14 protein-coding genes are annotated in these 12,950 nt (G+C 72.7%); 5 read left to right on the top strand and 9 right to left on the bottom strand.

The annotated features are described in order from the left end of the window. Position 1: 1 nt before the first annotated feature. The 8 genes from def to AC3IYJ_RS26025 form a co-directional block, all read right to left on the bottom strand. The gene (def, locus tag AC3IYJ_RS26060) at positions 2-643 is read right to left on the bottom strand and encodes a peptide deformylase (RefSeq protein WP_489397160.1); all 642 of its coding nucleotides are present in this window, start codon (positions 641-643) and stop codon (positions 2-4) included. A 57-nt stretch (positions 644-700) separates the two neighbouring features. Beyond that, on the bottom strand, positions 701-1,711 hold the full coding sequence (locus AC3IYJ_RS26055) for a tetratricopeptide repeat protein (protein WP_489397159.1): 1,011 nt from the start codon (positions 1,709-1,711) through the stop codon (positions 701-703). A gap of 124 nt (positions 1,712-1,835) precedes the next feature. Further along, positions 1,836-3,095 (bottom strand): HD-GYP domain-containing protein, encoded by a 1,260-nt coding sequence (locus tag AC3IYJ_RS26050; RefSeq protein WP_489397158.1) that lies wholly within the window; start codon positions 3,093-3,095, stop codon positions 1,836-1,838. Then, positions 3,092-4,651: an HD-GYP domain-containing protein gene (locus tag AC3IYJ_RS26045; RefSeq protein WP_489397157.1), complete on the bottom strand. Its 1,560-nt coding sequence runs from the start codon at positions 4,649-4,651 to the stop codon at positions 3,092-3,094. Before AC3IYJ_RS26045 ends, AC3IYJ_RS26050 begins: the two co-directional genes overlap by 4 nt. Before the next feature lie 229 nt (positions 4,652-4,880). Then, a complete protein-coding gene (rsrA, locus tag AC3IYJ_RS26040; RefSeq protein ID WP_489397156.1) occupies positions 4,881-5,228 on the bottom strand; it encodes a mycothiol system anti-sigma-R factor in 348 nt (115 codons plus the stop codon). After that, complete coding sequence (locus AC3IYJ_RS26035; RefSeq protein WP_008741505.1) at positions 5,225-5,869, bottom strand: sigma-70 family RNA polymerase sigma factor; 645 nt, start codon at positions 5,867-5,869, stop codon at positions 5,225-5,227. Before AC3IYJ_RS26035 ends, rsrA begins: the two co-directional genes overlap by 4 nt. 266 nt (positions 5,870-6,135) lie before the next feature. Next, positions 6,136-6,795: an alpha/beta hydrolase family protein gene (locus AC3IYJ_RS26030; protein ID WP_489397155.1), complete on the bottom strand. Its 660-nt coding sequence runs from the start codon at positions 6,793-6,795 to the stop codon at positions 6,136-6,138. Between the two features lie 16 nt (positions 6,796-6,811). After that, positions 6,812-7,627, bottom strand: coding sequence for an SOS response-associated peptidase (locus AC3IYJ_RS26025; protein WP_489397154.1), 816 nt, complete (start codon positions 7,625-7,627; stop codon positions 6,812-6,814). Between the two features lie 53 nt (positions 7,628-7,680). Here AC3IYJ_RS26025 and AC3IYJ_RS26020 point away from each other — a divergent pair, with 53 nt between their 5' ends. From AC3IYJ_RS26020 to AC3IYJ_RS26005, 4 genes are all read left to right on the top strand, one after another. Further along, positions 7,681-8,394, top strand: a complete 714-nt coding sequence (locus AC3IYJ_RS26020) for a M50 family metallopeptidase (protein WP_489397153.1) — start codon at positions 7,681-7,683, stop codon at positions 8,392-8,394. 125 nt (positions 8,395-8,519) lie between these two features. Continuing rightward, entirely contained in the window at positions 8,520-9,872 is a 1,353-nt protein-coding gene (gene aroA, locus AC3IYJ_RS26015; protein ID WP_489397152.1) for a 3-phosphoshikimate 1-carboxyvinyltransferase, read from the top strand. An 8-nt stretch (positions 9,873-9,880) separates the two neighbouring features. Further along, positions 9,881-10,891, top strand: a complete 1,011-nt coding sequence (rsgA, locus tag AC3IYJ_RS26010; RefSeq protein ID WP_489397151.1) for a ribosome small subunit-dependent GTPase A — start codon at positions 9,881-9,883, stop codon at positions 10,889-10,891. A gap of 110 nt (positions 10,892-11,001) precedes the next feature. After that, a complete protein-coding gene (locus AC3IYJ_RS26005) occupies positions 11,002-11,325 on the top strand; it encodes a DMT family transporter (RefSeq protein ID WP_330298490.1) in 324 nt (107 codons plus the stop codon). Here the strand turns inward: AC3IYJ_RS26005 and AC3IYJ_RS26000 are convergent. Further along, the gene (locus AC3IYJ_RS26000; protein WP_489402932.1) at positions 11,291-11,905 is read right to left on the bottom strand and encodes a TetR/AcrR family transcriptional regulator; all 615 of its coding nucleotides are present in this window, start codon (positions 11,903-11,905) and stop codon (positions 11,291-11,293) included. The genes AC3IYJ_RS26005 and AC3IYJ_RS26000 overlap by 35 nt on opposite strands. Before the next feature lie 132 nt (positions 11,906-12,037). On the opposite strand from AC3IYJ_RS26000, the gene hisN reads away from it, so the two are divergent. Further along, positions 12,038-12,841, top strand: coding sequence for a histidinol-phosphatase (gene hisN, locus AC3IYJ_RS25995; RefSeq protein ID WP_489397150.1), 804 nt, complete (start codon positions 12,038-12,040; stop codon positions 12,839-12,841). Positions 12,842-12,950 lie beyond the last annotated feature (109 nt).

Raw genomic sequence — 12,950 nt, 5'->3', positions numbered from 1 at the left:
CTTAGACGTTCGGAACCGTCTCGTAGCGCGGGGTGCCCTCTTCCATCTGCTTCAGGGCGTCCTTGCGGTCCCGCTTCGAGAGCCGGTCGATGTACAGGTACCCGTACAGGTGGTCGGTCTCGTGCTGCAGGCAGCGCGCGAAGTAGCCGGTGCCGCGCACCTTGATCGGGTTGCCCTGGGCGTCCTGGCCGGTGACCTCGGCGTAGTCCGTGCGGGCCAGCGAGGCGTAGGCGGTCGGGACCGACAGGCAGCCCTCGTTCGAGTCGTCCAGGACCCGCGCGGCGGCCGGCAGCTCGACGAGCTTCGGGTTGACCACGACGCCCGTGTGGCGGTTGCCGTCGTCGTCCGGGCAGTCGTAGACGAAGACCTTGGCGTCCACGCCGATCTGGTTCGCGGCCAGGCCCACGCCCTCGGCAGCCTTCTGGCTGGCGAACATGTCGTCGATCAGCTGCGCCAGCTCGTCGCCGAACTCGGTGACGTCCTTGCACTCGCGGTGCAGGACCGGGTTGCCGACCACCGTGATCGGGCGGGCCGTGCCGCGCTCGCGGTGGGCCAGCTCGCGCGCCTCACAGTCCTCGGTGTCCACGACGTACCCGTCGTTCACTACCTCGACCTCGACAACGTCGTTCTCCTGCTGCGCCATGTCCGCCGTACGCCTTCCGTAAGTCCACCGAGTGCCGGTACAGCCTACGGCCACCCGTCAGCAGACTTCTTCGAGATCCCGCCACTCCCGGGTGTCCGGGCTGTCCGCGACCCATCCGTCGAGCAGTCCGCGCACCAGGCCGGGGGGCGCCGCGATGCCGCACTCGCGCTCGGGGACCCACAGGGAACCGGAGCCGGTCGTGCGGTGCCCCAGCGGGCCGGGGTGTCCCGGTTCGCTGTGGTCGTGCGGGTCCAGGTGCTCCCCGTCGCCCTCGCCGCTCGGCATCGCGCTCTCCGAGCAGGTCCGGCACAGCAGCCGCACCGACGAGGACCAGTCCTCGGCGGCGAAGCCGGCATCGGAGGCCAGCTGCTCCAGGGCGTTGCGGTCGGCCTCGGTGGCCGCCTCCAGCAGCACCACCCAGGTGGGCACGGGCGAGGGAGCCCAGAGTTCGATCTCGTCGAAGACGGGGTAGGAGGGCCCGGCCGCGGTGACGCGCTCGCCGTGCGGGACCCCGTCGTGCAGGACGACCTCGCCCCAGCGCCGCCCCGAGGAGGGCAGCGGGATCGACAGGACCTCCATGCGGGCGGGATCCAGCCTGCGGCCCCAGACCACCTCGGCCTCGCCCTCGGGAGAGAGCCGTACGGCCGCGCTGCCGAGCTCCATGCCGACCGGTTCGCCGTTGGCGTGGCCCGCGCCGCCGCCCGCGCCGTGCGGGTCCCCGGGCACCTTCAGCCCGTACGCCTGCCACGCGCGGCGGGCCAGCGGCCAGTCCTGGAGCGCGGTGGCGGCGATGCCCACGTTCCACCAGTCCGGGGCGCCGGTCTCCCGGTCCAGCAGCGCCACGGCACGCAGCCCGGCCGTCCGCGCCTGCTCCCAGTCGTGGCGGAACTTGTGGAGCAGCGCCAGGTTGAACCAGGACTCCGAAAGCCAGGGCTCCAGGTCCGCGGCTCTGGTCAGGAGCGCGCCCGCGTCCTCGTACCGCCCGTCGCCGATCAGCGTGAACGCGCGGTCGGTGGCCTGCCGCCACGAGGCGGAGGGCCTATGCCGTACCTTCCCGAAGATCCTCACGATTCCCGCCTGCCGGTCCGACGATGCAACGGTGCCTTGCGGACTCTCACACACCACTCTTGCTGGGGACACCCTTAATGGCATCCAACCATGCCCACTCGGACGGCCGCTCATTACCCATGGGTTACCCAGGCGGGACGGGTACGACTCTGGCACGTCCGCCCCGGGCGAGCACCCTGGCCAGGCATTCGACCACCTCTGGCTGATAGTCGTGCCCAGTGCCCAGCCGCAGCCGCTCCAGGGCCGCCAGTGAGCCGCCCGGGTGACGGGCCCCGCCGACCAGATCGTCGTACGCGTTGACCGCGCGGACGATCCGGGCGGCCACGGGCTGCTCCCGGTACGGGTCCGCCTGCCGCTCCACGACGACGGCGACCTCGGTGGGCACCCCGGTCTGGCGGGCCACCTCCCCGCCCAGCCCGGCGATCCTGCGGGCTTCGGCGGCGGGCAGCTCGGCGGTGGCCCCGTCCGGGACCGGGTCGACGAGGGAGAGCTGCCCGATGTCGTGCATCAGGGCGGCGTACTCCAGGACCGTGAGCTCCCGCTCCGAGAGGCCCAGCTCCCGGCCCACGGCGCAGCTGAGCGCGGCGACCCGGCGGGCGTGGCCGGGCCGGGTGTAGCCGGCGATCTCGGTGGCGCGGGCGAGGGAGGTGATGGTCTGGCGGTAGGTGGTGCGGATCGCGGTGATCCGGTGGAAGGACATCTGCGTCAGCAGCAGCGGCACGCTGAAGACGGGTACCGCCCACAGGCCCGCCACGGCGACACCGAGGGTCATGACCACCCCGGTGGCGCAGATCGCCGAGCCGATGCCGAGCTGCGCGCGCAGCTCGTCGCGGAGCAGGGGGCCGTAGGGCCAGCCGGTGCGGGCCCCGGAGAGGACGGCCGCGAGCACGGCGTCGCACAGGGCCGTGAGGCCGAGCAGGAAGAGCAGGAAGAGCACCAGGTACGGGCCCTGCCCGACCCGGTCCTCCAGTCGGCCGGAGTTGTAGAGCGGCTGGAAGCAGACGGCGGCGAAGGTGACGGTGAGGACCCTGCGGGCCAGGTGGTCCAGGGCGGGGCCGGTGCCCCGGGCGATGTGCGGGACGATCCCGACGAGCGCGGCGGCGACGACCACGGCGACGATCTGCAGGACCCCGTGGTGGGTGGTCTGGCCGGCGTTCTGCCCGAGCAGGGCGTACGCGAGGGCCCCGGCGGAGCCGAGCGGCGCGGGCTGCCTGCGGGCGGCTCCGCCGCGGTCGCGGCAGGCGAGCTCGCCGATGGCGATGAGGGTGCCGAAGGCGAGGGCGATGCCCGGTTCGACGACGCCGTTCCACAGGGTGTGCGCGAGTGCGGCCGCGGTCAGCAGCCCGGCGGCGCCCCGCACGGCCCAGCCGGCCCAGCCCCTCACGCGTTGGCCCCGGCGGAGGGGGCGGACGGGGACCCCCCGGCGTCGGCGCCGTCCGCGCCGCGGCCTGGCCGGGCCTGCGGCGAAGCCGCTCCGGACTGGGCGGGGAGCCCGGCGAGCACCTGTCCGGCGCGGTCGGCGTCCGACCGTGTGGCGGGGCCGGGGGCCTTGCCGGACGCCTCGGCGGCGCCCGGACCCGTACCCGGACCGCCCGCCGGGATCACCTGGAGGTCCTCGTCGGAGGTCACCACCGGGTGCCAGCCCTGTCGGCCGATCGCGTCGCCCAGCGCCCGGACCATGTCGGGGTCGAACTGCGCTCCGGCGCACCGTTCGAGCTCGGCCAGCGCGACCTGCACGGGGCGGGCCCGGCTGTACGAGCGGGTGGAGGTCATGGCGTCGAAGGCGTCGGCCACCGCCACCACCCGGGCCAGCACCGGGATCTGTTCCCCGGTCAGTCCGTAGGGGTAGCCGGAGCCGTCCACCCGCTCGTGGTGGTGCAGGATCGCCGACCGGGCTTCGCCCAGGAAGCCGATGCCGCGCACCATCTCGTGTCCGTACTCGGGGTGCAGTTCGATGACGCGGCGTTCCTCGGGGGTCAGCGGTCCGTCCTTGCGCAGCAGTCGGGTGGGTACTCCGAGTTTGCCCACGTCGTGCAGGATCCCGGCGATGCGGACGACTTCGAGGCGTTCCTCGCCCATGCCCAGCTCGCGGGCGATCATCGCGGAGGCCTGGCCGACCCGCTCGCTGTGGCCGCGCGTGTAGCGGTCCTTGATGTCCACGGCCTGGACGAGCGCCCGGATGGTGGCCTGGTGGGCGGCGCGTTCGCGGTGGTACTGGGCGAAGACCCAGCAGGAGATATACATCGGCAGCAGGACGAGCAGCGCGGCCGGGAGCCCGTAGGGGCTCTGCCACATGACGGCCATCATCAGCCCGGCGAGGCCGTGCACGCAGTGCGGGGCGAGGGAGCGGGTGAGCAGTCCGCGCCAGGCGGTGGCGGCGGGCCGGCGTTCGGCGGCGGCCAGGATGCCGCCGTCGAGGGCGGTGAGCACCAGGCAGAAGGCGACGGCCGCGGCGGCGGCGGGGAACATCACGTAGGGGAAGTCGGCGATCCAGGCCGCGGGGTCGCCGCCCGGTGGCCCGGTCGCGCGGAGGGAGCCTCCGGTCACCGCCTCGGATCCGCCGAGCAGCCCGTAGGTCCACCCGGCGATCCAGGCGGCTATCGCCTGCTGCGCCGCGTGCCACGCGCGTCGTACCCAGGCGGGCCGCTGCATCACGGTCCCGGCGAGTCCTCCCGGCAGCGCGACGAGCGCGGCGGCGGCGGGCGGCAGCAGGAACACGGCGGCCAGCACGACCGGGAAGAAGGAACCGAGTCCCTCGGGCACCCGGTGGCCCAGGAACGTGCAGTACTTGAGGAGTTCGCAGCCTAGGTAGAGCAGCGCGAGCAGGGCGACGGAGGGCCACGGGGTGGCGGTGTCGACGAGGGCCGGGGCCGCGCAACCGGCGGCGGCGAGGACCGCGCACACGATGTAGGCGCGCGCCATCGGCGGAAGTACCCGCATGGCGCTCTCCTCCCCCTGAGCCGTGCAAGCCAGTTACTGAATCAAACCAGTACCGAAAGGGGAGAATAAGTGGGGCCGGGAGCGAGCTGGGCCACATTTCCGCATTGCGCCATGCGGACGCCCCCGGATTACCACCTTCGGGTGAAGGAAGTGCCCTTCCGGGGGCGGCTGTTCGAGATCGTTCAATCGGGGACTACTTAGCGGGAAAGCAAGCTCCCCGATTTCGGCTTCAGCCCGTCGCGGATCCCGGCATCGGCTCGGCGACGGACGACGCGGTGGGCAGGACCGGTCCGGCCGTGACGTCGTGGTCCGGCACGGCCTGCCCCGAACGGATCAATTCGATCCGTCCCATCACCTTCGACCGCAGGTCACTCGGCACGTCGTCGGACCCGCAGCAGCGCTTCACCAGCTTCTTCACGGCCTGCTCCAGGCCGTACTTCTCAAGACAGGGATTGCACTCGCCGAAGTGCGTCTCGAACTTCGTGCAGTCGCTGTCCGGCATCTCGTGGTCCAGGAACTCATAAAGGTGGTCCAGGACCTCAGAGCAGTCCGTCTCGTGCGGATCTCCGCAGCTCATGAGCCCGAGCCTTTCAGGTCGTTCGACTCTCCCGCGCCGGCCGGAACGAGCCCGCGCTCACGGGCATAGTCCTCCAGCATTCCGCGGAGTTGACGGCGGCCACGATGCAGTCGCGACATGACCGTACCGATGGGTGTACCCATGATGTCCGCGATCTCCTTGTACGCAAAGCCCTCTACGTCGGCGAGATAGACCGCGATGCGGAACTCCTCCGGAATGGCCTGGAGCGCTTCCTTCACATCCGAATCGGGCAGGTGATCGAGCGCCTGCGATTCGGCGGAGCGCAGCCCCGTCGACATGTGGGACTCGGCGCGCGCGAGCTGCCAGTCCTCGATCTCCTCCGCCGCACTGCGCTGCGGTTCCCGCTGCTTCTTGCGGTAGGAGTTGATGAAGGTGTTGGTCAGAATGCGGTACAGCCACGCCTTCAGGTTGGTGCCCTCACGGAACTGGTGGAACGACGCGTATGCCTTCGCGTACGTCTCCTGGACCAGGTCCTCGGCGTCGGCCGGGTTGCGCGTCATACGCAGCGCGGCCGAGTACATCTGGTCGAGGTAGCCGAGGGCATCCCTCTCGAAGCGCGCGTTGCGCTCCGGGGTCGTCTCCTCCGCGTGGCCTTCGTCGGTCCCGGCGACAGGACCCACCTCCTCCGACTGCGTGGCGACTCCGAAAGCGGACCCGCTCGAATCGGAGAATAGTCGACCATCCCGGTCGTCCGCCGCCCGAAGCTTGCCGCGCTTGGGCGCGGGAAGCACTGTCCAGTCCAGGTCAACGGCCTGCGGACGGTTATGGCTGATGACCTGGGTCATGCGCTTCCTCTCCTGGCGACGTGTGCCGTGCGTACCGACATCCGGGACAACAGAAGCTCCGCGCGGCGCATTCCCCGCAGGGCGCCGGTTTCGGGCCGATGTCACACCGGAAGCCGTCCGAGCCACTCGGCCACCGCCCCGGTGATCACCTCCAGGGCTTCCTCCTGCGTCGGGCCGATCTTCTTCGGCACGGCGAAACCGTGGTCGCCGAAGGCCACCTCCACCAGCTCGTACGGGGCTGCGTGCCCTCCCCGCTCCGGGAACTCCCCGGGACGCCCGAAGGGGTCGCGGCCGCCCTGGAGCACCAGGGTCGGCGCCCCGGCGCCCAGCAGCTCCTCGGCCCGGGACTTCTCCGGCCGGCCCGGCGGGTGCAGCGGGAAGGCCAGCGCCAGCACCCCGGCGGCGCCCAGCTCGGCGGCGGTCCGGCAGGCCACCCGGGCCCCGGCGCTGCGGCCGCCCGACACCACGGGCAGCCCCGGCTCCGCGAGGGCGGGCCACAGGGCGCGCCAGCCCTCGTCCAGCACCTTGGGCGCGGCGGCGACCTTCTTCCCGGCGACCCGCCAGGGCTGTTCCACCAGCGCCACGGTGACCCCCCGGGCGGGCAGGGCGGCGGCCAGGGCCTGGAGGTCCCGGGCCTCGATCCCGCCGCCGGCCCCGTGGCCGAGGGCGAGCACCAGGCGGGCGCCGCGCGCCGGGGCCGGATGCCAGGTGATGCGGGCCTCGCCCGCCGGGGTCTCGACGCTCTCGGTACGCGTGCTCATGGACCCATCCTGCCCGTCAGAAGAGCGTGCTCTCCTCCGGCGCGGCCAGCTCCTCCAGCAGTTCGGGCCCGTTGTTGCGGACGTTGCTCACGGCCGTGGACACCGGATAGGCGCGCATCAGAGCGCCTGGCGGCGGGGCGAGCAGGGCCTGGAGCTCGTCGGGGTCGGTCCGCGCCGGGTCCAGCCAGGCGTCCCACCGGTCCGGGGTGAGCATCAGCGGCATCCGGGGGTGGATCTCGGCGAGCGAGCGCGGTCCCTCGGCCGGGGCCACGGCCAGCGGTCCGGTCTCGGCCTCCGCGGTGATCACCGAGCAGGTGGCCCACCAGGCGAGCGGGTGCTCGTCGGGCAGGGTCCGGTCGCGCCAGAACTCGTAGATCCCGGCCATGGCGAAGACGGAGCCGTCGGCGGGCAGGACGAAGTAGGGCTGCTTGCGCGCCCGCTTCTTCTTGCCCTCGACCTCCAGCTGCCGCTCGTCGTGGGCGGTGACCCACTCGTAGTACCCGTCCGCCGGGATGATGCAGCGGCGCTGCGCGAAGGGGCGGCGGAAGGACGGCTTCTCGGCGACCGTCTCCGAGCGGGCGTTGATCATCCGGGCCGCTCCCTCCGGGTTCTGGGCCCAGGACGGGACGAGTCCCCATTTCAGGACCCTCATCTGGCGAACCGGACGCGGGCTCGGAGCGTCTTTCAGTGGACGGTCGAGGATCACGTGGACCTCTTTCGTCGGGGCCACGTTCCAGTCGGCGGCCAGCGCCTCCTCGGGCTCCCACCGTTCCACCCCGAAGACCTCCACCAGGTCCTCGGGCCCGCTGCTCGCTGCATACCTTCCGCACATGGCTGCCACACTGCCATGGCCCCCGATCGCCACCGCAAGGAGTCCGCCACCTCATGTCCAGCAGCACCACGGCCGGCCTCTGGGACCGGCTCACAGGCATACAGACCCTGCCCGACCAGTGGCTGGTGATCGCCACGGGACTGGCAGCCCTGGCCGCCGTGGGGCCGCGCCCGCTCTGGCGGCTCTCGCGCAACGCCATCACCATCGCGCACGAGGGCGGCCACGGGCTGCTCGCCCTGCTGACCGGGCGGCGCCTGGACGGCATCCGGCTGCACTCGGACACCAGCGGGGTCACCGTCAGCCGCGGCAGGCCCACCGGCCCCGGCATGATCCTCACCGCCGCCGCCGGGTACACGGCCCCCTCCCTGCTCGGCCTCGGCGGGGCGGCGCTGCTCTCCGCGCACCGGATCACCCTGCTGCTGTGGGCGGCGACCGTCCTGCTCGCGGCGATGCTGGTGATGATCCGCAACGCCTACGGGCTGCTGACCGTGGTGCTGACGGGCACCACCTTCGTGCTGGTCTCCTGGCTGGCCCCGGCCGACGTACAGGCGGTCTTCGCCTACGCCGTGGTCTGGTTCCTGCTGCTGGGCGGGGTGCGGCCGGTCTTCGAGCTGGGGGCGAAGCGCAGGCACGGCGGGGCGCCCGACTCGGACGCGGACCAGCTGGGGCGCCTGACCCATCTGCACCCGGTGGTGTGGCTGCTCCTCTTCCACGTGGTCGCGCTCTGCTCGCTCGTCGGCGGCGGCCGCTGGCTGCTGGCGCTCTGACGGATCGCCCGTCCGGGGCCCATCCCCGGACAACCCGGCCCGTCTCGGCGCACCCCGGCCGTCCGCCCCGCGAGACGGCCTCGCGATCAAGATCTGTGGCCATGGGAAGCCACTAAAGTGGGGGCATGACCGAGACCCCCGCGCTCCACGCCCTCTGGCCCGCCCCGACCGCCGACTCAGCCGTCCGGGCCACCGTCACCGTGCCCGGGTCCAAGTCGGTCACCAACCGCGCCCTCGTGCTCGCGGCACTCGCCTCCGAGCCGGGCTGGGTCCGCCGCCCGCTGCGCTCGCGCGACTCCCAGCTGATGTCCGACGCGCTGCGCGCGCTGGGCGTGGGCATCGAGGAGACCGTCTCCTCCAGCTCCGCCGGCGAGGGCGACAGCGGCGAGGCCTGGCGCGTCATCCCTGCCGCCCTGCACGGCCCGGCCACCGTGGACGTCGGCAACGCGGGCACCGTCATGCGCTTCCTGCCCCCCGTCGCCACCCTCGCCACCGGCGACATCCGCTTCGACGGCGACCCGCGCTCCTACGAGCGCCCGCTCGGCCAGGTCATCACCGCCCTGCGCACGCTCGGCGCCCGCATCGACGACGACGGCCGCGGCGCGCTGCCGCTGACCGTCCAGGGCGGTGGGGCCCTGGAGGGCGGCACCGTCGAGATCGACGCCACCAACTCCTCGCAGTTCGTCTCCGCCCTGCTGCTCTCCGCCCCGCGCTTCAACCAGGGCGTCGAGGTCCGGCACGTGGGCACCAATCTGCCGTCCATGCCGCACATCCGGATGACGGTGGAGATGCTGCGCGCGGCGGGCGTCCAGGTGGACACCCCCGAGTCCGGCGGCGAGAAGAACGTCTGGCGGGTGGCCCCCGGCGCCCTGCTCGGCCGCGACCTGATCGTGGAGCCCGACCTCTCCAACGCCCAGCCGTTCCTGGCGGCGGCCCTGATCACGGGCGGTACGGTCACCATCCGCGACTGGCCGCGCCGCACCACGCAGCCCGGCGACGCGCTGCGCCGGATCTTCACCGACATGGGCGGCTCCTGCGAGCTGACCGACGCGGGCCTGGTCTTCACCGGCACCGGCAAGATCCACGGCATCGACGTGGACCTGGGCGAGGTCGGCGAGCTGACCCCGGGCATCGCGGCGGTCGCCGCGCTGGCCGACTCGGAGTCGGTGCTGCGCGGTGTCCAGCACCTGCGGATGCACGAGACGGACCGGCTGGCGGCGCTGACCAAGGAGATCAACGGGCTGGGCGGCGACGTCACGGAGACCGAGGACGGTCTGCGGATCCGGCCGCGCCCGCTGCACGGCGGCACGTTCCACACGTACGACGACCACCGGATGGCCACCGCCGGCGCGATCATCGGCCTGGCGGTGGAGGGCGTGCTCATCGAGAACGTGGCGACCACCGCGAAGACCCTGCCGGACTTCCCGAAGATGTGGACCGACATGCTCGGCCAGGAACCTTCGGGAGCGGGAGCGTAGGGCCCGCCATGCGCAGGTACGGCAAGCACACCGACGAGGACGACATCCGCCAGCGGCCCAACCCCAAGGGCAACCGGCCTCGTACGACCATCCGCCCCAAGCACGAGGACGCGGCCGAGGGCTTCGTCCTGACCGTCGACCGGGGTCGGCTCACCTGCCTGGTCGAGGACCGCCCGGTGCACGCCATGAAGGCCCGCGAGCTGGGCCGCAAGGCGGCGGTGGTCGGTGACCGGGTCTGGATCGTCGGTGACCTGTCCGGCAAGAAGGACACCCTGGCCCGCATCGTGCGGATCGAGGAGCGCAAGTCCGTCCTGCGGCGCACGGCCGACGACGACGACCCGTACGAGCGCGTGGTCGTCGCCAACGCGGACCAGCTGGCCATCGTCACGGCGCTGGCCGACCCGGAGCCGCGGCCCCGGATGATCGACCGCTGCCTGGTGGCCGCGTACGACGCCGGGCTGGAGCCCCTGCTGGTGCTCACCAAGTCCGACCTGACCTCGGCCGACAAGATCCTGGAGATCTACTCGACCTTCGGCCTGAACTACGTGGTCACCAACCGCGACGAGCTGGCGACGGGCGACGCGGCCGAGCGGGTGCGCGAGCACCTCAACGGCCGGATCACCGCCTTCGTCGGCCATTCGGGCGTGGGCAAGACCACGCTGGTGAACTCGCTGGTCGCCGAGGGCCGCCAGCGCGCCACCGGAGTGGTCAACTCGGTGACCGGCCGGGGCAGGCACACCACCACCTCCGCGCTGGCGCTGCCGCTGCCGGGCGCCGACGGCTGGGTCATCGACACCCCCGGCGTGCGCTCGTTCGGCCTGCACCACGTGGACCCGTCCCGGGTGATCCTGGCCTTCCCGGAGCTCGTGCCCGGGACGGAGGGGTGCCCGCGCGCGTGCAGCCACGACGAGCCGGACTGCGCGCTCGACAAGTGGGTGGAGGACGGCCACGCGGACCCGGCGCGGCTGTACTCGCTGCGGCGGCTGCTGCAGACCCGGGAGCGGCGCGAGGGCGACTGATCGGCCCGGCGGGGTTTGCCGCGCGACAAATCCGGTCAATGCATAGTCGCATCGAGTGGCGCGGCGGCCGAGGCCGCGGGCGCGTCACGTGACGCGGGGAGGCATGCGCCATGGCGTGGCTGTTGGTCGTGGTCGCCGGAATCCTGGAAACGGGCTTCGCGGTCTGTCTCAAGCTGTCGCACGGATTCACCCGGCTGTGGCCGACCATCGCCTTCGCGTGCTTCGCGCTCGGCAGCTTCGGTCTGCTGACGCTGGCCCTGAAGAAGCTGGACGTGGGCCCCGCCTACGCGGTGTGGACGGGCATCGGCGCGGCCGGGACCGCCATCTACGGCATGGTCTTCCTCGGCGACCTGGTTTCCACCCTCAAACTCGTCTCGATCTCGCTGGTCATCCTCGGCGTCATCGGCCTCCAGCTGTCGGGGTCGACCCACTGAGGCCGCTGCGGCCCTCGACACCCTGGCCCACCCCGTTGAACAGCCGCAGCAGTTCGACGGAGCCCGGACCCGGTGCCTCGGCCGGGGCGACCAGGTAGGACATCGCGAGCCGGACGGCCAACTCGCAGCGCTGCGCCCATTCGGCCTCCGCCGGGGCGAAGGCGGCGTCGGCCCGCTCGCGCACGGAGCGGAGCAGTTCGGCGGGGCCCAGAGCCGGCAGCCCCGGCCGGACCCCGCGGCCGGCCGGCACCGGTAAGTTCCCGTTCCAGCACCCCGTGAGCAGGGCCCGTACGAGGGGACGCTCGTGGGAGGCCGCCACGGTCCACTCCGCGACCTCCGCGAGCCGCGCGGCGCAGCCGCCCGGGGAGCCCAGGGCCCGGTCCACCCCGTCGAGGTACCAGGCGGCGTCGCGCCGGACCAGGGCGTGGCCGAGGCCGGTCTTGCCCGCGAACTCGTTGTAGAGGGTCTGCCGGGACACCCCGGCGACGGCCGCCACGTCGACCATCCGCACGGCCGGCCAAGGGCGCGCCGAGAGCGCCGCTCCCGCCGCTTCCAGCAAGGACTCCCGGGCCGTCGGCACCATTGCCTCCCCCTTTGACGTCCCCGTCAGAGTTGACGGACCGACAGATCCTGTCAAGGGTCCCGGTGGACGGCCGAGGTGCTCCCGTGGACGCCGTTCGCCCGGTTCCGGCCGCCTCGGTAGGGTTCTGGCATGCCCCAGTATGACGATGACCTGCGCCTTGCCCTCGAACTCGCCGACGCGGCGGACGCCGCCACGATGGAGCGTTTCCGCGCCCTCGACCTGAAGGTCGAGACCAAGCCGGACATGACCCCGGTGAGCGAGGCCGACACCGCCACCGAGGAGATCATCCGCGCCGGGATCGCGGCCGCACGGCCCTCCGACGCGATCCTGGGCGAGGAGTACGGCCTCAAGGGCGAAGGCCCGCGCCGCTGGGTCGTGGACCCGATCGACGGTACGAAGAACTACGTGCGCGGCGTCCCGGTCTGGGCCACGCTGATCTCCCTCATGGAGGAGGGCGCCGACGGCGTCTTCCGTCCCGTCGTCGGCGTGGTCTCCGCGCCGGCCCTCGGCCGGCGCTGGTGGGCGGCGCGCGGCCTGGGTGCGTACGCGGGCGGCGCGCTGGGCGCGACCACCGCGCTCGGCGTCTCGAAGGTGGCCACCCTGGGTGACGCCTCCTTCGCCTACTCCTCACTGAGCGGCTGGGAGGAGCAGGGGCGGCTCCCCGGCTTCCTGGACCTGACCCGGGCGTGCTGGCGCACCCGCGGCTACGGCGATTTCTGGCCGTACATGATGGTCGCCGAGGGCTCGCTCGACCTGTGCGCCGAGCCCGAGCTGAACCTGTGGGACATGGCCGCCCTGGCGGTCGTGGTCGAGGAGGCCGGCGGGCGCTTCACCGCCCTGGACGGGGTGGACGGCGTACACGGCGGGAACGCGGCGGCCTCGAACGGGCTGCTGCACGAGGAGATGCTGGACCTCCTGCGCCCCCGCGCCTGATCGCCCGCCCGGTGCGCGCCGGTCGTACGGCGGCGCGCACCGTCAGCGTGCCGAGCGCGCCCTCTTGATGACACTCCGTGTCCATGGGAATCTGGGTCTCCTCCGCTTG

The sequence above is a fragment of the Streptomyces sp. GL_140 genome (assembly GCF_057834465.1).
Note: the sequence above shows the minus strand (reverse complement) of the source record. Positions and strands in the feature narration are given on the sequence as shown.